The organism is Streptomyces sp. NPDC021012, assembly GCF_044333355.1.
Lineage (GTDB): Bacteria > Actinomycetota > Actinomycetes > Streptomycetales > Streptomycetaceae > Streptomyces.
Genome location: NZ_JBIRQU010000007.1, coordinates 255,742 through 276,562 on the forward strand (window position 1 = coordinate 255,742; position 20,821 = coordinate 276,562).

Consider the following 20,821-nt stretch of genomic DNA (forward strand, 5'->3'; position numbering starts at 1 on the left):
GCGAACGCGGCACAACCGCTTCCCGGCCCAGCCGCCCCCTCGTCCGTCGCCTGCGCCTTCGTTCCCGTAAGAGGTGTCCCTTCATGCCGCCCTCGTCCGAGCGCCGTCCACCTGGCGCCCGCCGCTTCGCGCTGTCCGCGTGGTTCTGCGCGCTCTCCCTCGCCGTCCTGGCCGCGGTCGTCCTCGCGGTCGCGCCGCAGTCGCCCGCCGTCGCGTCGACGACGGCCGCGACCGCCGCGCCCGAGGTCGCGAAGGAGGTGTCCACCGTGCCGTTCAAGGCGCGGGAGAACTACTACTGCACCCGCATACCCGCCGTCGTCACCAGCAGGACGGGCGTCCTCCTCGCCTTCGCCGAGGGCCGCACCCGGCTGGACTCGACCGGCTGCCACGACGTCGGCGACAACGACCTCGTGCTCAGGAGGTCCCTCGACGGGGGCGCGACCTGGCTGCCCCTCCAGGTCGTCGTCGGCGGCTCCGACCAGCTCGCCCACGGCAACCCCGCGCCGGTCGTGGACGCGGTGACCGGCAGGATCACGCTCCTGTACTCCAGCAGCGACTGGAACCACGACGCGGCCAGGCCGAGCCGCGCCGGGTACGCGCGCACGGTCCACGCCGTCCACAGCATGGACGGCGGTGCGACCTGGTCCGCGAGCGTGCCGCAGCCGCAGCTCAAGGCCGAGGGCTGGGGCTGGGTCTCCACCGGCCCCGGCCACGGCATCCAGCTCGGCCGCGGCCCGCACCACGGCCGGCTGATCGTCCCCGGCGACCACACGGCCGGCGGTGACACGACCGCGGGCGCCCAGCTGTACGTCAGCGACGACGGAGGCCTCACCTGGACCCTCGGTGCCGTCTCCGAAGCGAGCAAGACCGGTGCGTACCCCGCCGAGCCGACGGTCGCCGAGACCGTCGACGGCGACGTCTACGTCAACGCCCGCAACTCCGCGCCCACGCACTGCCAGACCAACGAGCACCGGCTCGAAACCCTCAGCACCGACGGCGGCGGATCCTTCGCCACCCCCTTCACCCAGGTGGCCAACCTGGACACCGCCCCGGTCTTCGGCTCGCTGCTCCGGCTGCACGCCCTGGACCAGGACGGAAAGCCCGACCGACTGCTGTACTCGGGTGCCTCCCGCCTCGGCCCGAGCGCGCTGGAGGACCGGCGGGAGCTGGCCGTCCGCTCCTCGTACGACGAGGGGAAGACCTGGAAGACCGTCGGCACCCTGGTCTCCGCGGCCCGCACCGGCTACTCCGACCTGACGGTGCTGCCGAACGGTTCCGTCGGCATCGTGTACGAGACCGCCGGCAACATCCCGCACGGCAACGTCGCCTTCGCCGCCTTCACCGAGCAGGCCATGAACGACTCCGAGACGGAGCTGCGCCGCCCGCGCACCTCCGACACGCGCGTCAAGGCACCCGGCGAGGCCGGCAACCACGCGATCGTCCACGGCGGCGCGCAGCTGGGAACGCGCCTCGGCGGCGTCGCCATGGAGTTCGACGGCGTGGACGACTACCTGCGCCTCGTCTGCTCGCCGACCCTGCGGGTCGAGGACAAGGACTTCACCGTCACGGCCTGGTTCAGGCACTCCTCCACGACCGGAACGCAGTCCATCATCTGCGCCTACGGCATGACGGGGCGGCACTTCTCGGTGCGGACCGAGCCCGGGAACGGCGTCCTGCGCGGCACCGTCGGCACGGACATCGGCACCACCGAGGTGACGCTCCCCTCCTCGTACAACGACGGCCAGTGGCACCACGTCGTGTTCACCCGCCAGGGCCTCACCCTCCGCCTCGCCGTGGACGGGGGCCCGGCGGCCACCGCGACCATGCCGGCCGGGGCCTCGGCGAGCGAGCGGAACCTCACCCCGGCGGCCGAGTTCAACGTCCACATCGGCGCCCGGCCCGACTTCCCCAACCAGCCGGCCGGGGCGGCGCAGCTCTTCCGCGGCACCCTGGACGACGTACGGCTCTTCAGCACCGCCCTCACCGACACCGAGGCGGCCGACGTGAAGGCCGGCTCCCTCGCCGTGAGGAACAGCGAGGAGAAGCTCCGCCTCGGCTTCTCCAGCATCTGGTAGAAGGCGAACCCCCGGCAGGCGGGCGTGCCGCCCGCCCGCCGGGGGCGGAAGCGGCTCACGCCGCCTCGGCGTACAGCTCCTCGATCAGCCGGGCGACGTGCTCCGGCTCCCGCAGCGTCGGGTAGTGGTCGGACGCGGCCAGCCGGACGAGACGGCAGCCCGGGATCCGGTCGGCCATCTCCTCGTTGCAGCGCACGACCACCGGCCGGTCCTGCTCGCCCAGCGCGAGCAGGACCGGCACGGAGATCTCCCCGAGCCGGTCGAAGGCGGGCGGGCCCGTGAGCTGGCGGCCGGCGTTGCTGAGCCAGGCGGGCAGCACCGCCCGGCAGTGCCGCGCCGCGACCGGGTCGGACTCGGGGGCCCCGCCACCGGCCTTCCCCCACTCGGCGAGGCCGAGCCGGACGATGCCCTCCGTGTCACCGGCCTCGGCCATGGGTCCGAGGCGCTCGAAGAACTCGCCCGAGTCCAGCCCCTCGTACCCCGACACACCGGGAACGAAGAGGGCGAGGCCCGCCACCCGCCCGGGAGCCTCCAGGGCGAAGTCGACCGACGTGGCCCCACCCATGCTGGAGCCCACCAGGACCGCCCGCTCGATCTCGAAGCGGTCGAGGACCTCGGCCAGATCGCGGACCGGGGAGTACGCGGCGGTGGGCGCGGGTGAGCGTCCGTAGCCGCGCACGTCGTAGCGGATCACCCGGTGCCGCGCGAGGAGCGGGGGCAGGACCGGGTCCCACACCGTGGAGTCGCCGACGCCGGGGTGCAGCAGGACCAGCGGCAGGCCCTCCCCTCCCGTGTCGTCCGCCCAGACTTCGCCGTCCTTGACAGGGATCATGGTTTCCACGGGCCCCAGTCTGGTGGGGCGTACGGGAACTCCGCCAGTACGCCTCCGGGCGTCCGGCCGACGGGGCGCCCGTCAGGCACCGTTTTCGGACGCCGTGCGCAGGGCGGTCAGGACGGGGCTGATGAGGGGGTGGTCCTCCGCTCCGCGCCGGACGGCGGCGAAGACCCGGCGGGTCGGGGCGACGCCCTCGATCGGGCGGACCTCCACGCCGCCGAGCTCCATCCCGCGCAGGGCCGAACGCGGCACGAGCGCCACGCCTGCGGACGCCGCCGCGAGGGCGACGACGGCGCGGAAGTCGTCCGAGGAGTGCTCCGGGTCCAGGGTGAATCCGGCGTACTCGCAGGCCAGGACGGTCACGTCATGGCAGGGGTTGCCCTCGGACTGGCCGATCCAGGTGTCCTTGGCGAGATCCGCGAGCGCGACCCGTTCACCGGCCGCCAGGGGGTGGCCGGGCGGCAGGACGGCGTCGAACGGCTCGGCGTAGAGCGGGACGCGGGTGAGCCGGGCGTCGTCCTCGCCGGGCGCGCCCCGGTACTCGACCGCGACGGCCACGTCGACCTGCCGGTCCAGGACCATGAGCAGGCTCTCGTCGCCCTCCGCGTCCCGGACCCGGACCCGGATGCCGGGCGCGGTGCGGGCGAGGGCCGTGATGGCGGGGGCCACGACGAGCCCGATGCCGGTGGCGAACGCGGCGACCGTGACCGTACCGGCCTCGCCCGAGCCGTAGGCGGCGAGCTCGGCCTCGGCGCGCTCCAGCTGCGCGAGCACGGCGTTGGCGTGGCTGAGCAGGATCTCCCCGGCCGGGGTGAGGCGCGCGCCGCGCGCGTCGCGGTCCACGAGCCGGTGGCCGGTCTCCTGCTCCAGGGCGGCGAGCTGCTGGGAGACGGCGGAGGGGGTGAGATAGAGCGCGGCGGCCGCCGCCGTGACCGTGCGGTGGTCGGCCACCGCACGGAGGATGTGCAACCGCCGCGCTTCGATCATGCCCCTAGTGTCTCAGCCTGCGGACACTAGCCGCGCAGGGCCGCCCGGGCGTCGACGAAGGCGTCCACGGCCCGGTTCACGTCCTCCGTCGAGTGGGCGGCGGAGAGCTGGACGCGGATGCGGGCCTGGCCCTGCGGCACCACCGGGTACGAGAAGCCGATCACGTACACGCCGCGCTCCAGGAGCAGCTCGGCCATGCGGCCGGCCTCGGCGGCGTCGCCGATCATGACGGGGGCGATGGCGTGGTCGCCGGGGAGGATGTCGAAGCCCTCCGCGGTCATGCGGGAGCGGAACAGCGCCGTGTTGGCGTTGAGGCGCTCGCGCAGGTCGCCGGCGGACTCCAGGAGGTCGAGGACCTTGAGGGAGGCGGCGGCGATGACCGGGGCGAGGGTGTTGGAGAAGAGGTACGGGCGGGAACGCTGGCGCAGCAGGGCGACGATCTCGGCGCGGGCCGCGACGTAGCCGCCGGAGGCGCCGCCGAGGGCCTTGCCGAGGGTGCCGGTGATGATGTCGACGCGGTCCATGACGCCGTGCAGCTCGGGGGTGCCGCGGCCGCCGGGGCCGACGAAGCCGACCGCGTGCGAGTCGTCGACCATGACCATGGCGTCGTAGCGCTCGGCCAGGTCGCAGATCTCGTCGAGCGGGGCGACGTAGCCGTCCATCGAGAAGACGCCGTCGGTGACGATCAGCTTGCGGCGGGCGCCGCCCTCGACGGCCTCCTTGAGCTGCTGCTCCAGGTCGGCCATGTCGCGGTTGGCGTAGCGGAAGCGGCGGGCCTTGGAGAGGCGGATGCCGTCGATGATGGAGGCGTGGTTGAGGGCGTCGGAGATGACCGCGTCCTCGGCGCCGAGGAGCGTCTCGAAGACGCCGCCGTTGGCGTCGAAGCAGGAGGAGTAGAGGATCGTGTCCTCCTGGCCGAGGAAGGAGGAGAGGCGGGCCTCCAGCTCCTTGTGCACCTCCTGCGTGCCGCAGATGAAGCGGACGGACGCCATGCCGTAGCCCCAGCGGTCCAGCGCCTCGTGGGCGGCGGCGATGATCTCGGGGTTGTCGGCGAGGCCCAGGTAGTTGTTGGCGCAGAAGTTGAGCACCTCGCCGGGGCGGCCGCCCGCGGTGACCTCGACGGTCGCGGACTGGGGGGTGCCGATGACCCGCTCGGGCTTGTGCAGTCCGGCCTGCTCGATCTCTTCGAGGGTGGCGCGGACGGAGTCGCGTACGGAATCGAACATGGGTCAGGCTCCCGTGGTCCAGTCGAGGATGATCTTGCCGCTCTTGCCGGAGGCCGCGTCGTCGAAGGCGGCTTCGAAGTCGGTGTAGTCGTAGCGGCCGGTGATGACCGGGCTGAGGTCGAGCCCGCCCTCCAGGAGCACCGACATCGCGTACCAGGTCTCGAACATCTCGCGGCCGTAGATGCCCTTGACGGTGATCATGGAGGTGACGATCTTCGCCCAGTCGACGGCGAAGTCCTCGGCGGGCAGGCCGAGCATGGCGATCTTGCCGCCGTGGGTCATGTTGGCGATCATGTCTCGCATCGCATGCGGGTTGCCGGACATCTCCAGGCCGACGTCGAAGCCCTCCTTGAGCCCGAGGGTGCGCTGGCCGTCGGCGATGGTCTGCTCGGCGACGTTGAGGGCGAGGGAGACGCCCGTCTTGCGCGCCAGGGCGAGGCGCTCCTCGCTGACGTCGGTGATGACGACGTTGCGGGCGCCGGCGTGCTTGGCGACGGCCGCGGCCATGATGCCGATGGGGCCCGCACCGGTGACGAGGACGTCCTCGCCGACGAGCGGGAAGGAGAGGGCCGTGTGCACGGCGTTGCCGAAGGGGTCGAAGATCGCGGCGACGTCGAGGTCGACGGGGACGCGGTGCACCCACACGTTGGAGGCGGGCAGCGCCACGTACTCGGCGAAGGCGCCGTCCCGGCCGACGCCGAGGCCGACGGTGGCGCGGCAGAGGTGGCGGCGGCCGGCCAGGCAGTTGCGGCACTTGCCGCAGACGAGGTGGCCCTCGCCGCTGACCAGGTCGCCGACGTTGATGTCGGCGACGTCACGGCCGACGGAGACGACCTCGCCGACGAACTCGTGGCCGATCGTCAGCGGCGTGGCGATCGTCTTCTGCGCCCAGCCGTCCCAGGAGCGGATGTGCAGGTCGGTCCCGCAGATACCGGTCCGCTTGACCTTGATGAGGACGTCTCCGGGGCCGGTCTCCGGCTCGGGCACGTCCGTGAGCCAGAGTCCCGGCTCCGCGTTCAGCTTGACCAGCGCCTTCAATGCAACGGCTCCCGACGTGCGTGTCCTGTGATGTGAGGGTGCGGGCACGACTGAGTGCCCAAGATCCCCGGAAGAGAATCTTCCGTACGCGAGGCTTGCGGTCCATCGAGGATTTCTTAAGCGCGCTCGCAGATCAGCTTCACACCCCAGGCGGGGACGGGGCGACGTCAGCGGGGCCGAACGGCTGTCCGCCCCCGCGGCGGCCGGGCCGCTACCGCCCCAGGGCCGCCATCGCCGCGTTGTGGCCGGGGATGCCGCTCACTCCCCCGCCGCGGACCGCGCCCGCGCCGCACAGGAGGACGTTGGCGTGCCGGGTCTCGACGCCCCAGCGGCCGGTGTCCCCGTCCCCGTACGGGAAGGAGAGGTCGCGGTGGAAGATGTGGCCGCCGGGCAGCCGCAGTTCGCGTTCGAGGTCGAGCGGGGTCTTCGCCTCGATGCAGGGGCGGCCCTCCGCGTCGAGGGCGAGGCAGTCGGCGATCGGTTCGTCCAGGTGGGCGTCGAGCTGGGCGAGGGTCGCGGCCAGGAGCTTCGCGCGCGTGCCCTCGTTGTCGGCGGCGAACAGCCGGGCGGGGGTGTGCAGGCCGAACAGGGTGAGCGTCTGGTGGCCCGTGGCGGCCAGTTCCGGGCCGAGGATCGTCGGGTCGGTGAGGGAGTGGCAGTAGATCTCGGACGGCGGGGCCGAGGGCAGGTGCCCGGCGGCGGCCTCGGCGTGGGCGGTGGCCAGCTGCCCGTACCCCTCGGCGATGTGGAAGGTGCCGGCGAAGGCCTCGCGCGGGTCGACCGTGCGGTCGCGGAGCCTCGGCAGCCGGGTCAGCAGCATGTTGACCTTGAGCTGGGCGCCCTCCGGGGCGGGCGGGGGCGTCTCGCCGAGCAGGGCGGCCAGCTCCTGCGGGGAGGCGTTGACGAGGACCCGCTCCGCCTCGACCGTGCCCCCGCCGTCCGCCGTGCGGTAGGTGATCGCGGCGCGGCGGCCGTCGGTCTCGATCCGGGTGGCCTCGTGGCCGGTGAGGATGCGGGCCCCGGCGGCGCGGGCGGCGTCGGCGAGGGCGTCGGTGAGGGCGCCCATGCCGCCGACGGGCACGTCCCAGTCGCCGGTGCCGCCGCCGATGACGTGGTACAGGAAGCAGCGGTTCTGGAGGAGCGTGGGGTCGTGGGCGTCGGCGAAGGTGCCGATGAGGGCGTCGGTGAGGACCACGCCCCGGACGAGGTCGTCGGCGAAGGCCTTCTCGACGGTGACGCCGAGGGGTTCCTCGAAGAGCATCCGCCAGGTGTCGGCGTCGTCGACGCGGGCGCGCAGCCCCTCGCGGGTGGGGAGGGGTTCGGTGAGGGTGGGGAAGATGCGGCGGGCGGCCTCGCCGGTGCGCCCGTAGAAGGCCTGCCAGGCCTCGTACGCGCGGTCGGAGCCGGTCAGCGCGGCGAAGGAGGCCCGGGTGCGGTCGGGTCCGCCGCCGACGAGGAGGCCTCCGTCGCCCTTCGGGGTGTACGAGGAGACGGACCGTTTCCGCACCGCGAACCGCAGTCCGAGCTCGCGCACGATCTTCTCCGGGAGGAGCGAGACCAGGTACGAGTACCGGGAGAGCCGGGCGTCGACCCCGGCGAACGGCCGCGTCGACACGGCCGCCCCGCCGGTGGTGCCGAGCCGCTCCAGGACGAGGACGGAGCGTCCGGCACGGGCCAGATAGGCGGCGGCTACAAGGCCGTTGTGGCCGCCTCCGACGACGACGGCGTCGTACGAGCAGGCGGGGGCCGGGGCGTCGGGAAGTGGATCACGGTCGGTCATGGCACATGCTCACACGCGCGCGCGTGGCGGGGGAAGACCGCCGTCCGGTCATGATCCGTCATGATCACGGCATGACTGAGATCGTTCTGATGTCGGACCCGAGGGTCGTCGCGATACCCGTGACGGAGTGCGGTGAACGCCTTGTCGACGTCCGCGGCGTCGGCTCGCTGCTCGTCGACACCCGCAAACAGGACCCGGCGGACGCGTTCGCCCACCTGCGGGAGGGCGTCGTCGAGCGCCTCCTCCAGGCGCAGGAGCTGCTGCCGGACGGCCTGCGGCTGCTGTACGTCGAGGGGTACCGGCCGCCGTCGCTCCAGCGGGCGTACTTCGAGGAGTACGCGGACCAGCTGCGCGCGCTCCACCCCGAGTGGCCCGGGGAGCGGATCCGGACGGCGGCGAGCCGGTACGTGTCCCCGCCCGAGATCGCCCCGCACAGCGCGGGGGCGGCCGTCGACCTGACGCTGGCCGACGCCGAGGGGCGGGAACTGGACCTGGGGACCCGGATGAACGCGTCCCCGGAGGAGAGCGGCGGCGCCTGCTACACCCGTGCCGAGGGCATCTCGGAGGAGGCGCGGGCCCACCGGGAGCTGCTGGGCTCCGTGCTCACGACGGCGGGCCTGGTGAACTACCCGACGGAGTGGTGGCACTGGTCGTTCGGCGACCGGTACTGGGCCCTGGCCACCGGGGCGCCCTCGGCGCCGTACGGCCCGAAGGAGCTCACGCCGTCCGGCTGAGCCTCACGGCCCCGGCGGGGTGGCCGCCTTCAGGAGGAGGGCGGCGGCTTCCGTGCGGCGGCCGAGGCGCTCCAGGCTGTGGGCCTCGGCGTCGAGGGCGGCGAGGGTGTCGGGGTGGGCGGGGCCGAGGAGGCGGGTGCGGGTGGCGGCGATCACGCGGTGGCACTCCAGGGCCTCCTCCCAGCGCTCCAGCCGCCCGAGGGCGACGGCCGTCTCCCAGCGGCTGGTGAGCGTGTCCGGGTGGTCGGCGCCGAGGACCCGTTCGCGGTCGGCGCGCACGCCCTGGGACTCGGCGAGCGCCTCCGTCCAGCGTCCGAGCCGGCCGAGGTTGACGGCGAGGGCCTGGCGGGCGCGCAGCGTCTCCGGAGCGTCGGGGCCCTGGGCGCGGGTGCGGGCGGCGACGAGGTCGCGGCAGACGTCGAGGGCGTCCGCGGCCTGGCCGAGCCTGCCGAGGCAGACCCCGGTGTCGTAGCGGGCGGCGAGGGTGTCCGGGTGGTCGGGGCCGAGGGCCGCGGCGCGCGCGTCGGCGACCGCGCGGTACTCGGCGAGCGCCTCCTGCCCGCGTCCGAGGCGGGTCAGGGTGAACGCCACCTCGTGGCGGGTGACGAGGGTGTCGGGGTGCGCATCGCCGAGCAGCCGGGCCCGGGCCTCGGCGACCTCGTGCGCCGTGCGGTACGACTCCTCCAGGCGGCCGAGGCGCCCCAGCGTGAACGCGAGGTTGTGGCGGCAGCGCAGGGTGTCGGGGTGGTCGGGGCCGACGGTCCGCTCGCGGGCGGCGAGCACCTCCGTGTACACCTCGTACGCCTCGGGGTGCCGTCCGAGGCGGTCCAGGGCGTAGGCCCGCTCCTGCCGTGCCGCCAGGGTGTCGGGGTGGTCGTCGCCGAGCACGCGGGCGCGCGCCTCGGCGACCTTCCCGAAGACGTGCAGGGCGTCGGCGGGGCGGTCGAGCCGGGCGAGGGCGAAGCCGACCTCGTACTGGCTGGTCAGGGTGGCGGGGTGCTCCTCGCCGAGGACCCGCGCGCGGTCCCGGGCGACGGACCGGTGGACGGACTCGGCCTCGTCCCAGCGGCCGAGCCTGCCGAGGCCCATCCCGGCCCGGAAGCGGCCGGCGAGGACCGCGACCAGCTCCGCCGACGGCGGTGCGGGGGCGGGTGCGGCGGTGGTCCACTCGGTGGTGAGGACGGCCGCGGCGGGGTCGTGGGCGGCCGGGCGCGGCCCGGTGACGGCCGCGGGGCGGTGCCCGCCAGTCATTCCCCGGGCCCACGCGGGCGCGGGGGCCGCCGGCGCCTCGGGCGGGGGTACGGGCATGGGCCTCGTCACCGGCAGCGCGGGCGTCTCGGCGGGCGGCGGGAACGAGCCCGTGCCGAAGCGGCCCGAGACGATCCGGCGGCGCAGGTCGCCCGCGTCGGCCGGCCGTTCCTCGGGGGCCTTCGCGAGCAGGTCGACGACGAGCCGGTCGAGGTAGTCGGGCAGCTCGGCGCGGATCGCGCGCGGCGGGGTCGGCACCGTGTCCCGGTGGCCGATGAGGATGGCCCAGGAGTCGCCGAGGTCGAAGGGCGGGGCGCCGGTGGCCAGTTCGTACAGGACGCAGCCCAGCGAGTAGAGGTCGCTGCGGTGGTCGATCTCGCCGCCTCCGCCGATCTGCTCCGGGGACATGTAGTGGGGCGTGCCCATGGCGATGCCGGTCCCGGTGAGCTTGGAGGTGAAGCCCATGTCGGCGCCGAGCCGCGCTATCCCGAAGTCGCAGATCTTCACCGTGCCGTCCCGCAGCCGCATGATGTTCGCGGGCTTGAGGTCGCGGTGGACGATGCCCTGCCGGTGCGTGTAGGCGAGGGCGTCGGCGACCTGGTCGGCGATCTCGACGACGTCCTGGACGGGCAGCGGGTGCTGGTCGTTGGAGACGAGGAGCTGGCTGAGGTTGCGGCCCTCCAGGAGCTCCATGACGAGGAAGAGCACGCCCTCGTACTCGCCGAAGTCGTGCACGACGGTGATGCCGCGGTGCTGGAGCGCCGCCGCCACCCGGGCCTCGCGGCGGAAGCGCTCGCGGACCACGGTGAGGGCCTGCAGGTCCTGCTGCGGTCCGAGCGGTTTGAGGCACTTCACGGCGACGCCCCGCCCGAGCGCCTCGTCGGTGGCGCGCCACACCTCGCCCATGCCGCCGCGGCCGATGACCTCGTGCAGGCGGTACCGGCCCTGGATCAGTCTGGAGTCCCCCATCGCGTGCTGCCGCCCCCGTCGATTCCGTACTGCCTCCTCGGCTCCTCCAGTATGGCCGCCGGGTCGGACAGTGAATACGGGGCGGGGTACGCGTACGGATCGGGCCGGGTCTCCGGGCCGAGCCGGTCCACGGCGCGCAGGATGTGCCGGGGCGGCAGCCGCCAGCGCAGGCGGGCGGGGACGCAGCGCAGGAGGTTGGCCGTCGCGACGAGGCGGCGCGTGACGGTCTCCGGCGGCGGGGCGGGCCGGCCGTAGAGCGCGTGGGCGTAGGGGGGCAGGGTGTCGTACGCGAGCGCGGTGACGCGCCGCCAGATCACCTCGCGCGCCGGGACCAGGGCGGGTTTGACGGGCGGGCGGCGCAGGAAGTCCGCGACGGCCCGGGCGTCCGGCCCGGCGGCGAGGCCGGGGCGGACCGCCTCGAAGTAGGCGGCGAGCCGGGCGGTGGACGCGGGGACGGCGTCCGGGTCGAGGCCGACGAGCCGGGCGGAGGTGCGGTGCTCGTCGACGTACCGGTCGGCCTGGGCGTCGCTGAGGGGGATCCCGGAGCGGCGCGCGACCGAGAGGTACGAGTCGGTCTCGGCGCAGTGGACCCAGAGCAGCAGTTCGGGGTCGTCGACGCCGAGCAGCCGGTGGATGCGGCGGACGCGGGCACCGGCCGCCTCGGCGGCCTCGGCGGTCCCGTAGCTGAGGGTCCCGACGAAGTTCGCGGTCCGCATCAGCCGGCCCCAGGGGTCGTCCCGGAAACCGCTGTTGATCATGACGCCGCGGACGGCGACGGGGTGGAGCGCCTGGAGCCAGAGGGCCCGGACGCCGGCGATCCACATCACCGGGTCGCTGTGCAGCTGCCAGGTCACGGAGCGGGGCCCGAAGAGCCCGGGGTCGGCGTCCTGCCTCATGGCGCTCAGGCTACGCCGGAACCGTTTCCTCCGAACCGGTCGGGAGACGGCCTCCTCGGCGCCCGTCCCCGTGCGGGGTGCCGCCCGGTCGCGCATGCTCGAAGCATGTCCTGCGAGCGTGTCGACCGGCCCCCGCCGGCGGGTGCGGGACGGGCGGTGCCGGGATGACGTGGCTGCCCGTCCTCGCGGGAACGGCGCTGGTCCTGTTCATCCTGCGGGACGTCTTCCACACCATCTGGCACCCCACCCGGCACGGCGGGCTGAGCAGGCTGGTGATGCGGGGCGTGTGGCGGTTCTCGGCCCATCGCGGGGCGCGGTGGCGGCTCGTCGGTCTCGCGGGGCCGGTGGGCATGATGACGGTCGTCGCCGTCTGGTCGTTCGGCGTCGCCGTCGGCTGGGCGCTGCTCTACTGGCCCTACATGCCGGGCGACTTCTCGTACGCCACGGGGCTCGACCCCGCCGAGCACGCGAGCCCGGTCGACGCGCTGTACGTCTCGCTGGTCACCCTGGCCACGCTCGGTCTCGGCGACATCGCACCGGCCTCGGGGTGGCTGCGGATGCTCGCGCCGATCGAGGCCCTGGTGGGCTTCGCCCTGCTGTCGGCGACCGTCGCCTGGATCCTCGGCATCTATCCGGCCCTCGCCCGACGCAGGGCGCTCGCCCTGCGCCTGTCCCATCTGCGCCGCAGCCGCGTCACGGCCGCGGCCCTCGACTCCGCCGGGGGCGCCGCGCTCCTTGACGGGCTCGCCTCGGCGGTCTCGACCGTGACCGTCGACTTCCTCCAGTACGCCGAGTCGTACTACTTCTACGACGGGAGCGAGACCATCTCCCTGGCGGGGCAGCTCGACCACGCCGTCGGCCTGGCGGACCGGGCGGAGCTGGCCGCCCATCCGGACGTGCGGCTCTCCGCGGCGGTCCTGCGCACGGCGCTGGACGACCTGTCCGCCGTGCTCGACGGGCGTTTCCTGCGTACTGGCGGGCCCGCCGGTGAGGTGTTCGCGGCGTACGCGGCGGACCACGGTCGCTCCCGGGAGAACGGTGGCGGGGAGCGCGGAACTCCCTCGACATGATCGCCGCGGCACCACATCCTGGGTCCATGGAATTCCTCTGCTACCACCGTGACCGGTCCGGATCCATGCCCCTGCGGCAGGCCCTCGTCGAAGCCCACTGGGCGTACATGGACGGCTTCGCGAAGGAGCTGATCGCGCGCGGGCCGACCTTCGACCCGGTGCGGGAGACCTGCACCGGGAGCGTGCACATCCTCGACCTGCCCGACGCCGCCGCGGCCCGGGCGTTCGCCTTCGACGAGCCCAACTACCAGGCCGGGGTGTACCGGGACGTGCTGCTGCGGCGGTGGCGCAACACGCTGGGCCGGACGATGTGGGAGTTCCCCGGCGGCCGCGAGGGCGGCAACCGCTACCTGGTCCTGGGGCTCGGCGAGGGCGAGCCCGTCGACCTGACCCCGCCGCCCGGCCCGGAGTACCGGGACGACCTGATCGCCTACGGTCCCCTCCTCGCCGACGACGGCACCACCTGGGTGGGCACGGCGGCCCTGGTCCGCGCCCCGGACGCGGCGACGGCCGCGGCCGTCCTGCGGACCCCCGGCCGGTACGCCGACATCGAGGTCCACGACTGGTCCTTCGGCGGCCGCCCGACGACCTGACCGTCCAGCCCGTGAGACCGGCCGAGGGGGCCGCACCCGCGCGGTTAAGGTGCCCCTGTCCGTGGCCGGTACACGATGACCGGGCCACCCCTTTTCCGCTCGAATCCCCCCGAGGACGCCCATGTTCACTGTCAACGAGTACTTCGACGGCACGGTCAAGTCGATCGCGTTCACGCAGGAGGAGGGCCCGGCGACCATCGGCGTCATGGCCCCCGGGGAGTACGAGTTCGGCACGGCCGCCGCGGAGGCCATGCACGTGGTCAGCGGCGCCCTGACGGTCCTGCTGCCGGGCGCCGCCGAGTGGGAGACCTTCGCCGCCGGGACCCGCTTCGAGGTCCCCGGCGACAGCCGGTTCCAGCTCAAGGTGGCGGTGGACACCGCCTACCTGTGCGAGTACCGCTGACATACTGATCCGATGAGCGAACCGCCTGTCGCCGCGCTGGAGTCGTTGTCCGGGCTCGCCTTCGGCGATGCCTTCGGTGACCGCTGGTTCGGCATCCTGCGCCGGGAAGGACCGGCGGCCCTGGAGGCGCGGATCCTGCCTCCGGAGCCGCTGTGGCAGTGGAGCGACGACACCGCCCAGGCGCTCGTGCTCGTCCGGGAACTCGCCGAAGGCGGCGGCGCCGTCGACCAGGACCGTCTCGCCCTGCGCCTCGCCGAGGCCTACGCCGAGGACACGCACCGCGGCTACGGCGCCTCGATGCACGACGTGCTCCGCCGGATCGGCGCGGGCGAGCCCTGGCGGGACGTGGTCGCCGGGCAGTTCGGCGGCCAGGGTTCCTGGGGCAACGGCGCGGCCATGCGCGTGGCCCCGCTCGGCGCCTGGCTCGCCGACGACCTCGACGCCGTGGCCGAGCGGGCCGCCGCGCAGAGCGTGGTCTCGCACCACCACCCCGAGGCGGTCGCCGGGGCGGTGGCGGTGGCCCTCGCCGCGGCCCTCGCCACCCGCAGCCGGGGCGGGGCCGCCCCGGCGCGGCCGGACTTCCTCCGGGCGGTCGCCGCGCGGCTCCCCGACAGCGACGTCCGGTCCGGGGTGCGGATCGCGTCCCGGATGCCGGACCGCACCTCGGTCCGGCATGCCGCGGAGGTCCTGGGCTCCGGCTACCGGATGTCCGGACCCGACACCGTCCCCTACGCCCTGTGGTGCGCGGCCGGGCACCTCGACGACCTCCACGAGGGCCTCTGGACCACCGTCGCCGGACGCGGCGACATCGACACCACGTGCGCCATCGCGGGCGGCGTGATCGCCGCCCGCACGGGCGTCTCCGCCCTCCCGCCGGCCTGGCACGCGGCCCGCGAACCGCTGCCCCCGGAGCACGGTCCCCACGCCGCCGCGCGCACGGCGTGATCGGCGAGGGACGGTTCCAGGAGGGCGACGGCCTCGGGACGGGCGCGACGCGGCCGGGCCGGGCGCGCCCTAGCGGCGGACGCGGGGCATGCCCAGGCCGATCCAGGAGATGATCTCGCGCTGGATCTCGTTGTTGCCGCCGCCGAAGGTGAAGATGACGGCCGAGCGGTAGCCGCGTTCGAGTTCGCCGTGGAGGACGGCGCCCGCCGAGCCCTCCTTGAGGGCGCCGGCCGCGCCGACGACCTCCATGAGGGCGGCGTAGGCGTCGCGGCGGGCCTCGGAGCCGTAGACCTTGACGGCGGAGGCGTCCTGGGGGGTGAGGGTGCCGTGCTGGACGGCGTTGACCATCTGCCAGTTGAGGAGCTTCATCGCGTCGAGGCGGGCGTGGGTGCGGGCCAGGGTGCGGCGGACCCAGGGGAGGTCGAGGACGCGGCGGCCGTCGGAGAGCGGGGTGTCGGCGGCCCAGCGCTGGACGTCGTGGAGGGCGCGGATCGCCATCGTGCCGTGGGCGGCGAGGGTGACGCGCTCGTGGTTGAGCTGGTTGGTGATGAGCCGCCAGCCCTTGTTCTCCTCGCCGACGCGGCGGGAGACCGGGACGCGGACGTCGTCGTAGTAGCTCGCGGTGGTGTCGTGGGAGGCGAGGGTGTTGATGATCGTGCAGGAGTAGCCGGGGTCGCTCGTCGGTACGAGCAGCATGGTGATGCCCTTGTGCGGCGGGGCGTCGGGGTCGGTGCGGACGGCGAGCCACACCCAGTCGGCGGTGTCGCCGTTCGTCGTCCAGATCTTCTGGCCGTTGACGACGTACGTGTCCCCCTCGCGCACCGCGCGGGTCTTCAGGGCGGCCAGGTCGGTGCCCGCGTCGGGCTCGCTGTAGCCGATGGCGAAGTCGATCTCACCGGAGAGGATCCGGGGCAGGAACCACGCCTTCTGCTCGTCCGTGCCGTACTGCATGATCGTCGGACCGACGGTGTTGAGGGCCATGAGGGGCAGCGGCACGCCCGCCTGCGCGGCCTCGTCGAAGAAGATGAACTGCTCCATGGGGGTCAGTCCGCGCCCCCCGTACTCGGCGGGCCAGCCCACCCCGAGCCAGCCGTCGGTGCCGAGGCGCCGCACGGTCTCGCGGTAGAAGCGCTTCTGGGCGGCCGGGTCCGCGTAGCGGGTGTGGACGTCGTCCGGGACCAGCTCGGCGAAGTACGCCCGCAGCTCGGCGCGCAGGCTGTTCTGTGCGGGCGTGTACTCGAGGTGCATGGCGTCCCGTCCTCCCGTGGCGGCGTCCGCGGCGTCTTCCCTGCGGTGCGACGCGCGACGGCGGCCACGGTAGAACGTGTTCCACAAATGGGGAAGGCCCGGGACTCCTCCGGGATGCCCGCGACCCCGGTTCGGGGCGACCGATCCGGGGCCTGCGGGATGGTGGTGGTGTGTCCTAGGGCAGGAGCTCGTCCATGCAGGCGCGCCCCTTCTCGGCCATGCGGCGCTCCGCCCAGGCGAGGTTCTTCGGATTCACGTCGCGACCGGAGGCGAGGACCACGTCCTCCGGCGTGTATTCGCCCTCCGACCCGGTGTGCAGCAGCCGGTCGGGCGTCGGGAAGTCCCCCGGGGACGTCTTGTCGGGCTCAGCGTTCATGCCGCCTCCTACGTGTTCGTCCGGCACTCGCCATTCTCGTGTCCGGTCCCCCGAAGCGCATCCGGGGCCGCGGCCGGCGCGTGTCGACGGGCTGTCGGCGGCGTGTCGACCGGCACGGGGAGGGTGGGATCCCGGCCCCGTCGCCCCCGAGGAGTCCCGATGCCCCAGTCCCCGTCCCGGTCCCTGCCCCTGCACCGCCTGCGGGTGACCGCCGTCCGCCCGGTGACCCCGCGCATGCTCCGGGTCACCCTCGGCGGCCCGAGTCTCGACGGCTTCGTCCTGGCGGGCCCCGACCAGCAGGTGAAGCTGTTCTTCCCCCGGCCGGGCCAGACCGAGCCGGTCCTCCCCGTGCCCGAGCCCGACGGCGACGTGATGCGCTGGTACGGGGCGTACGCGGCGCTCCCCGAGACGGAACGCCCCTGGATGCGGAGCTACACCCTCCGGGCGCACGACCCGGCGGCCGGGACCGTCGACATCGACTTCTTCCTCCACGGGGACGGCGGGGAGGGCCGGGACGAGGGCCCCGCCACGCGCTGGGCCCGGTCGGCGCGGCCCGGGGACGCGCTGGGCGTGTTCGGCCCTTCGGCGGCGTTCGCGGCCCCCGTCGATCCGGGTGCGGGCGACTGGACGCTCCTGTACGCCGACGCCTGCGCGCTCCCCGCGCTCGCCACGGTCGTCGCCGCGCTGCCGCCGGGCCACCGGGCCCTCGCGTACGTCCAGCTCCCCGACCCGGCCGAGGAGCAGCCGCTGCCGACGTCCGGCGACCTGACCGTGCGCCTCCTGGGCGACGGCGACTCGCCGGCCGAGGCCGTACGGGCGGACACCCTGCCGGCCGGCACGCCGTACGCCTGGCTGGCGGGCGAGGCCTCCGCCGTGCGCGGACTGCGGCGGCACCTCGTGGAGGAGCGGGGCGTCGACCGGCGCGCGGTCCACTTCACCGGGTACTGGCGCCGCCGCCTCACCCAGGACGACGCGCCGACCCCGGAGGACCTGGCCGAGGCCCGCGAGCGCCTGTCGCTCGGCTAGGGCCCGTCCGGCGGGTCGGGCCGCACCAGGGCGGCGGCCTCCCTGAGGGAGAGGCCGGTGCCCTCCTCGTGCCGGCGGGTGTACGTCTCCGGGGGCAGGGCCGCGCGGAGCACCGACTCCGCGCGGGACCGGATCGCGGCCTCGGTCTGCGGGGTGAAGGGGCGGAAGCCGCCGCCGGTGTCGGAGCCCGCGTGGGCGTCGTACGCGCCGAGGAGCCGGGCTCCCGTCTCGGCGTCGCCCGGTGCGCCGCGGCCGCCGCGGGCCCAGGCGGCGGTCCCGAACTGGGCGACGACGAGGTGCGGGGCGACGAGGTGGGCGAGGGTCTCCACGTCCACGACGGCCCGGGCGAGCCGTTCCAGGGCCCGGTCGTGGGCGCCGTCGAGGCAGTCGAGCCACGCCCACGTCCCGCCGACGAGACCCCAGAAGAGGGCGGGGGTGACCTCCCCGAACTCCTTCTCCAGGAGGGCGAGCTGCGCGCGGGCGAGACCGGTGCGACCGGTGTGGCCGTAGTGCTGGGCGAGCAGCAGCCGCCCGGCGCCGGCGGCCTCGGCGCCCCACTGCCCGGCCTCGTCGGCGGCTTCGGCCAGGAGCCGTTCGGCCTCCGCGTCCCCCTCCGGGCTGAGTCGGAGCCGTACGGCCGCGAGGCGGGCCGTGAAGACGGGCACCTGGGAGCGGGCGCCGACGCGGGCGGCGGCCTCGGTCGCCCGCTCGAAGTCGGCGACGGCCTCGGCGAGCCGTCCCTCGCGCTCGTACGCCTCGCCCCGGGCCGCGAGGGACTCCGCGATCCCCCAGGAGTCCCCGGCGGCCTCGAAGAGGGCGAGCGCCTCGGCGGCGTCGGCACCGGAGCCGGCGAGCTTGCCCCGCATGAGGAGGGCGAAGCCCAGGTCCCAGCCGGTGGCGTGGGCTCGGCAGGCGTCGACGATCAGGCTCAGTGTCTCGTCGAGTCCGGAGAGCTCCCCGGTCATGAGCCGGGCGAAGTACCACATCGTGCCCGGCTGCCGGCAGGTCTGCGGGAGGCCGGGGCGGTACGCGGCGGCCAGGGCGGCGAGCCGGGCGCGGGTCTCGGGCCGTTCGAGGGCCGTGTCGTCCTCGACCCCCTCGGTCGCGAGGGCGTACATCCGGCCGCCGCGCCGGGCCTCCCACAGGCGCTCGCCGGTCCACGGCGGCGGCACGTCCACGCACCGCCCGTCGAACGGCTCGGCGGGGCGGACGGGCGCCCGGAACGGGTCGGGGCCGAGGCGTCCCGCCTCGACGGCCCAGGTGCGGGCGTCGCCCTGGTGGTTGCGGAGCTGCCAGAACCAGCTGAGCACGTGGACCAGGCAGAGCACCTCCTGCTCGTCGCCGAGCGCCACGGCCGTCCGCAGGGCGCCGCGCAGGTTGTCGTGCTCCCGCTCGAAGCGGGCGATGGCGGCGAGCTGGCCCGGACCGCGCAGCTCCGGGTCGGTCCGGCGGGCGAGCTCCCGGTAGTACGTGAGGTGGCGCCGCTCCACCGCCGCCCGTTCCCCGGCCTCGTCCAGCCGTTCCCCCGCGTACTCGGCCACGGTCTCCAGGAGCCGGAACCGCATCCCGGCGCCTTCCGGCGCGGCCACCACGAGCGATTTGTCGACGAGCGCGCCCAGGAGGTCGAGGACGTCGGCCCCTTGCGGGGCCGCACCGCCCGGCGCGTCGGGACCGGGTGCGCCCGGGGCGTCCGTACCCGCGTCCGCCCCGTCCGTGTCCAGGGAGTCCGCGCCCGTGCCCCCGCCGCCCCCGCACACCGCCTCCGCCGCCGTCAGGTCGCAGCCGCCCGTGAACACCGCGAGGCGCCGCAGGACGGCCCGTTCGGCCTCGTCGAGGAGCTCCCAGGACCAGTCGACCACGGCCCGCAGGGTCTGCTGGCGGGGAAGTACCGTGCGGGCGCCGGAGGTCAGCAGGCGGAAGCGGTCGTCGAGTCGGTCCGCGATCTGCCGGGCCGACAGCATCCGCAGTCGTGCCGCGGCCAGTTCGATCGCCAGCGGCAGCCCGTCGAGCCGGCGGCAGATCTCCTCCGCCGCCTCCGGGTCCTGCGCCGTGTCGAACCCGGGGCGGGCGGCCGCGCCCCGCTCCCCGAGGAGCCGGAGCGCCATGTCCACGGGCAGCGGGCCCAGGGGCCGGACCTCCTCTCCCGGCACGCCCAGGGGTTCCCGGCTCGTGGCGAGGACGGTGACGCCCGGACAGCGGGTGAGGAGCGTCTGCGCGAGCTCCGCCGCCTCGGCGACGACGTGCTCGCAGTTGTCGAGGACGAGCAGCATCCGGCGGCCGGCGCAGTGCTCGACGAGGGCCGCGAACCGGTCCTTCGGGTCGGCCGGGGCGACGGAGGGGGTGTGCCAGAGCTGGGTCTCGCGGGCCCCGAGCGCGGTGAGGACGGCGGCGGCGACCGTGGACTCCTCGCGTACGGAGGCGAGTTCGGCGAGGTGGACGGGGCCCTCGTACGTCCCGGCCGCCTCCAGGGCGAGCCGTGTCTTGCCGACACCGCCCGGCCCGGTGAGGGTGACGAGCCGCCGCCCGTCCCAGGCGGCGAGCGAGCCCAGTTCGTCGGTCCGGCCGATGAACGAGGTGAGGCGGGCGGGCAGGGTGTTCGGCGGCGCGGCCGGCACGGGCCCGTCCTCCGTGAGGAGTTCGGCATGCAGGGAGCGCAGTTCCGGCCCCGGGTCGGTGCCGAGCCGGTCCGCGAGGGCGGCGCGCACCTCCTCGTACGCCGCGAGGGCCTCGGCGGGCCGCCCGGCCGCGCGCAGGGCGCGGATCCGCAGGGCCTGGAGGGGCTCGTCGAGGGGCTGCCCGGCGGCGAGCGCGGCGAGCGGCGCGAGTGCGGCGGTGGCCCGCCCGAGGGCCAGGTCGGCGGCGAGCCGGTCGCGCCGCGCCTGGGTGTGCCGCTGCTCGACCCGTACGGCCAGGGGGTCGGTGTCCCGGCCGGGCAGATCGGCGAGGGCGGGTCCGTGCCAGAGTCCGAGGGCCTCGTCGAGGAGCGTGGCCGCCCGCTCGGCGTGGCCGGTGGCGAGGGCCGCGGCGCCTTCGGCGGCGAGCCGTTCGAAGCGGTGCAGGTCGACGGCGTCCGGGCCGGCGGCGAGGCGGTAGCCCCCGCCGGGCTCCGAGACGACGGCCTCGCGGCCCAGGGCGCGGCGCAGGCGGCCGACGAGGGCCTGGAGCGCCGCCGTACGGTCCTGGTCGCCGGCCGGGTCCTCGTCGGCCCAGACCTGGTCGATCAGCGCGCCGGGGCCCACCGCGCGCCCGCCGGCGGCGGCGAGCGCGGTGAGGAGGGCCCGGAGCCTGGCACCGCTCAGAGGGGCCTCCGTCCCGTCGTCGGTACGGAAGGCCCTGCAGGGACCGAGAACGCGGTAGGGCGGCTGCACCGGC

At 74.9% G+C, this 20,821-nt stretch carries 17 protein-coding genes; 7 read left to right on the forward strand and 10 right to left on the reverse strand.

The window, feature by feature from the left end:
- The first annotated feature begins 83 nt into the window (after positions 1 to 83).
- Positions 84 to 2,075, forward strand: a complete 1,992-nt coding sequence (locus ACH4TP_RS24075; RefSeq protein WP_398439086.1) for an exo-alpha-sialidase — start codon at positions 84 to 86, stop codon at positions 2,073 to 2,075.
- 55 nt (positions 2,076 to 2,130) lie between these two features.
- Here the strand turns inward: ACH4TP_RS24075 and ACH4TP_RS24080 are convergent, their stop codons facing one another.
- From ACH4TP_RS24080 to ACH4TP_RS24100, 5 genes are all read right to left on the reverse strand, one after another.
- Entirely contained in the window at positions 2,131 to 2,907 is a 777-nt protein-coding gene (locus ACH4TP_RS24080; protein WP_398185236.1) for an alpha/beta fold hydrolase, read from the reverse strand.
- An 81-nt stretch (positions 2,908 to 2,988) separates the two neighbouring features.
- Positions 2,989 to 3,897, reverse strand: a complete 909-nt coding sequence (locus ACH4TP_RS24085; RefSeq protein WP_389225743.1) for a LysR family transcriptional regulator — start codon at positions 3,895 to 3,897, stop codon at positions 2,989 to 2,991.
- A 26-nt stretch (positions 3,898 to 3,923) separates the two neighbouring features.
- Positions 3,924 to 5,123 carry a glycine C-acetyltransferase gene (locus tag ACH4TP_RS24090; RefSeq protein ID WP_389225746.1) on the reverse strand — a complete coding sequence of 400 codons (1,200 nt, stop codon included), beginning with the start codon at positions 5,121 to 5,123 and terminating at the stop codon, positions 3,924 to 3,926.
- Positions 5,124 to 5,126: 3 nt separating this feature from the next.
- Positions 5,127 to 6,161 carry an L-threonine 3-dehydrogenase gene (gene tdh, locus ACH4TP_RS24095; protein WP_116162905.1) on the reverse strand — a complete coding sequence of 345 codons (1,035 nt, stop codon included), beginning with the start codon at positions 6,159 to 6,161 and terminating at the stop codon, positions 5,127 to 5,129.
- Between the two features lie 211 nt (positions 6,162 to 6,372).
- The gene (locus ACH4TP_RS24100; protein WP_398439087.1) at positions 6,373 to 7,941 is read right to left on the reverse strand and encodes a phytoene desaturase family protein; all 1,569 of its coding nucleotides are present in this window, start codon (positions 7,939 to 7,941) and stop codon (positions 6,373 to 6,375) included.
- Positions 7,942 to 8,012: 71 nt separating this feature from the next.
- On the opposite strand from ACH4TP_RS24100, the gene ACH4TP_RS24105 reads away from it, so the two are divergent.
- On the forward strand, positions 8,013 to 8,675 hold the full coding sequence (locus tag ACH4TP_RS24105) for a M15 family metallopeptidase (protein ID WP_398184704.1): 663 nt from the start codon (positions 8,013 to 8,015) through the stop codon (positions 8,673 to 8,675).
- Between the two features lie 3 nt (positions 8,676 to 8,678).
- On the opposite strand, the gene ACH4TP_RS24110 is transcribed toward ACH4TP_RS24105, so the two are convergent.
- Positions 8,679 to 10,892, reverse strand: coding sequence for a tetratricopeptide repeat protein (locus tag ACH4TP_RS24110; RefSeq protein ID WP_398439088.1), 2,214 nt, complete (start codon positions 10,890 to 10,892; stop codon positions 8,679 to 8,681).
- A complete protein-coding gene (locus ACH4TP_RS24115; RefSeq protein ID WP_398439089.1) occupies positions 10,874 to 11,788 on the reverse strand; it encodes an oxygenase MpaB family protein in 915 nt (304 codons plus the stop codon). Before ACH4TP_RS24115 ends, ACH4TP_RS24110 begins: the two co-directional genes overlap by 19 nt.
- 164 nt (positions 11,789 to 11,952) lie before the next feature.
- On the opposite strand from ACH4TP_RS24115, the gene ACH4TP_RS24120 reads away from it, so the two are divergent.
- The 4 genes from ACH4TP_RS24120 (at position 11,953) to ACH4TP_RS24135 (ending at position 14,799) form a co-directional block, all read left to right on the forward strand.
- Complete coding sequence (locus tag ACH4TP_RS24120) at positions 11,953 to 12,858, forward strand: potassium channel family protein (RefSeq protein ID WP_398439090.1); 906 nt, start codon at positions 11,953 to 11,955, stop codon at positions 12,856 to 12,858.
- Positions 12,859 to 12,884: 26 nt separating this feature from the next.
- Positions 12,885 to 13,451 (forward strand): YciI family protein, encoded by a 567-nt coding sequence (locus tag ACH4TP_RS24125; protein WP_389225763.1) that lies wholly within the window; start codon positions 12,885 to 12,887, stop codon positions 13,449 to 13,451.
- Between the two features lie 121 nt (positions 13,452 to 13,572).
- The gene (locus ACH4TP_RS24130; RefSeq protein ID WP_389225766.1) at positions 13,573 to 13,854 is read left to right on the forward strand and encodes a pyrimidine/purine nucleoside phosphorylase; all 282 of its coding nucleotides are present in this window, start codon (positions 13,573 to 13,575) and stop codon (positions 13,852 to 13,854) included.
- A gap of 12 nt (positions 13,855 to 13,866) precedes the next feature.
- The gene (locus tag ACH4TP_RS24135; RefSeq protein WP_398184693.1) at positions 13,867 to 14,799 is read left to right on the forward strand and encodes an ADP-ribosylglycohydrolase family protein; all 933 of its coding nucleotides are present in this window, start codon (positions 13,867 to 13,869) and stop codon (positions 14,797 to 14,799) included.
- A gap of 69 nt (positions 14,800 to 14,868) precedes the next feature.
- Here ACH4TP_RS24135 and ACH4TP_RS24140 read toward each other — a convergent pair whose 3' ends face one another.
- Positions 14,869 to 16,047 carry an acyl-CoA dehydrogenase family protein gene (locus tag ACH4TP_RS24140; RefSeq protein ID WP_398439091.1) on the reverse strand — a complete coding sequence of 393 codons (1,179 nt, stop codon included), beginning with the start codon at positions 16,045 to 16,047 and terminating at the stop codon, positions 14,869 to 14,871.
- 175 nt (positions 16,048 to 16,222) lie between these two features.
- Positions 16,223 to 16,423, reverse strand: a complete 201-nt coding sequence (locus ACH4TP_RS24145; RefSeq protein WP_189805916.1) for a hypothetical protein — start codon at positions 16,421 to 16,423, stop codon at positions 16,223 to 16,225.
- 159 nt (positions 16,424 to 16,582) lie between these two features.
- On the opposite strand from ACH4TP_RS24145, the gene ACH4TP_RS24150 reads away from it, so the two are divergent.
- Positions 16,583 to 17,449, forward strand: a complete 867-nt coding sequence (locus tag ACH4TP_RS24150; protein ID WP_398439092.1) for a siderophore-interacting protein — start codon at positions 16,583 to 16,585, stop codon at positions 17,447 to 17,449.
- Here the strand turns inward: ACH4TP_RS24150 and ACH4TP_RS24155 are convergent.
- Positions 17,446 to 20,817: a BTAD domain-containing putative transcriptional regulator gene (locus ACH4TP_RS24155; protein ID WP_398439093.1), complete on the reverse strand. Its 3,372-nt coding sequence runs from the start codon at positions 20,815 to 20,817 to the stop codon at positions 17,446 to 17,448. The two genes, ACH4TP_RS24150 and ACH4TP_RS24155, sit on opposite strands and share 4 nt — an antisense overlap.
- Positions 20,818 to 20,821: the final 4 nt, after the last annotated feature.

Bases quoted from the DNA above. Each gene is read 5' to 3' on its own strand.
- ACH4TP_RS24075 (WP_398439086.1), top strand. From the start codon at position 84: ATGCCGCCCTCGTCCGAGCGCCGTCCACCTGGCGCCCGCCGCTTCGCG.
- ACH4TP_RS24080 (WP_398185236.1), bottom strand. From the start codon at position 2,907: ATGATCCCTGTCAAGGACGGCGAAGTCTGGGCGGACGACACGGGAGGG.
- ACH4TP_RS24085 (WP_389225743.1), bottom strand. From the start codon at position 3,897: ATGATCGAAGCGCGGCGGTTGCACATCCTCCGTGCGGTGGCCGACCAC.
- ACH4TP_RS24090 (WP_389225746.1), bottom strand. From the start codon at position 5,123: ATGTTCGATTCCGTACGCGACTCCGTCCGCGCCACCCTCGAAGAGATC.
- ACH4TP_RS24100 (WP_398439087.1), bottom strand. From the start codon at position 7,941: ATGACCGACCGTGATCCACTTCCCGACGCCCCGGCCCCCGCCTGCTCG.
- ACH4TP_RS24105 (WP_398184704.1), top strand. From the start codon at position 8,013: ATGACTGAGATCGTTCTGATGTCGGACCCGAGGGTCGTCGCGATACCC.
- ACH4TP_RS24110 (WP_398439088.1), bottom strand. From the start codon at position 10,892: ATGGGGGACTCCAGACTGATCCAGGGCCGGTACCGCCTGCACGAGGTC.
- ACH4TP_RS24115 (WP_398439089.1), bottom strand. From the start codon at position 11,788: ATGAGGCAGGACGCCGACCCCGGGCTCTTCGGGCCCCGCTCCGTGACC.
- ACH4TP_RS24120 (WP_398439090.1), top strand. From the start codon at position 11,953: ATGACGTGGCTGCCCGTCCTCGCGGGAACGGCGCTGGTCCTGTTCATC.
- ACH4TP_RS24125 (WP_389225763.1), top strand. From the start codon at position 12,885: ATGGAATTCCTCTGCTACCACCGTGACCGGTCCGGATCCATGCCCCTG.
- ACH4TP_RS24130 (WP_389225766.1), top strand. From the start codon at position 13,573: ATGTTCACTGTCAACGAGTACTTCGACGGCACGGTCAAGTCGATCGCG.
- ACH4TP_RS24135 (WP_398184693.1), top strand. From the start codon at position 13,867: ATGAGCGAACCGCCTGTCGCCGCGCTGGAGTCGTTGTCCGGGCTCGCC.
- ACH4TP_RS24140 (WP_398439091.1), bottom strand. From the start codon at position 16,047: ATGCACCTCGAGTACACGCCCGCACAGAACAGCCTGCGCGCCGAGCTG.
- ACH4TP_RS24145 (WP_189805916.1), bottom strand. From the start codon at position 16,423: ATGAACGCTGAGCCCGACAAGACGTCCCCGGGGGACTTCCCGACGCCC.
- ACH4TP_RS24150 (WP_398439092.1), top strand. From the start codon at position 16,583: ATGCCCCAGTCCCCGTCCCGGTCCCTGCCCCTGCACCGCCTGCGGGTG.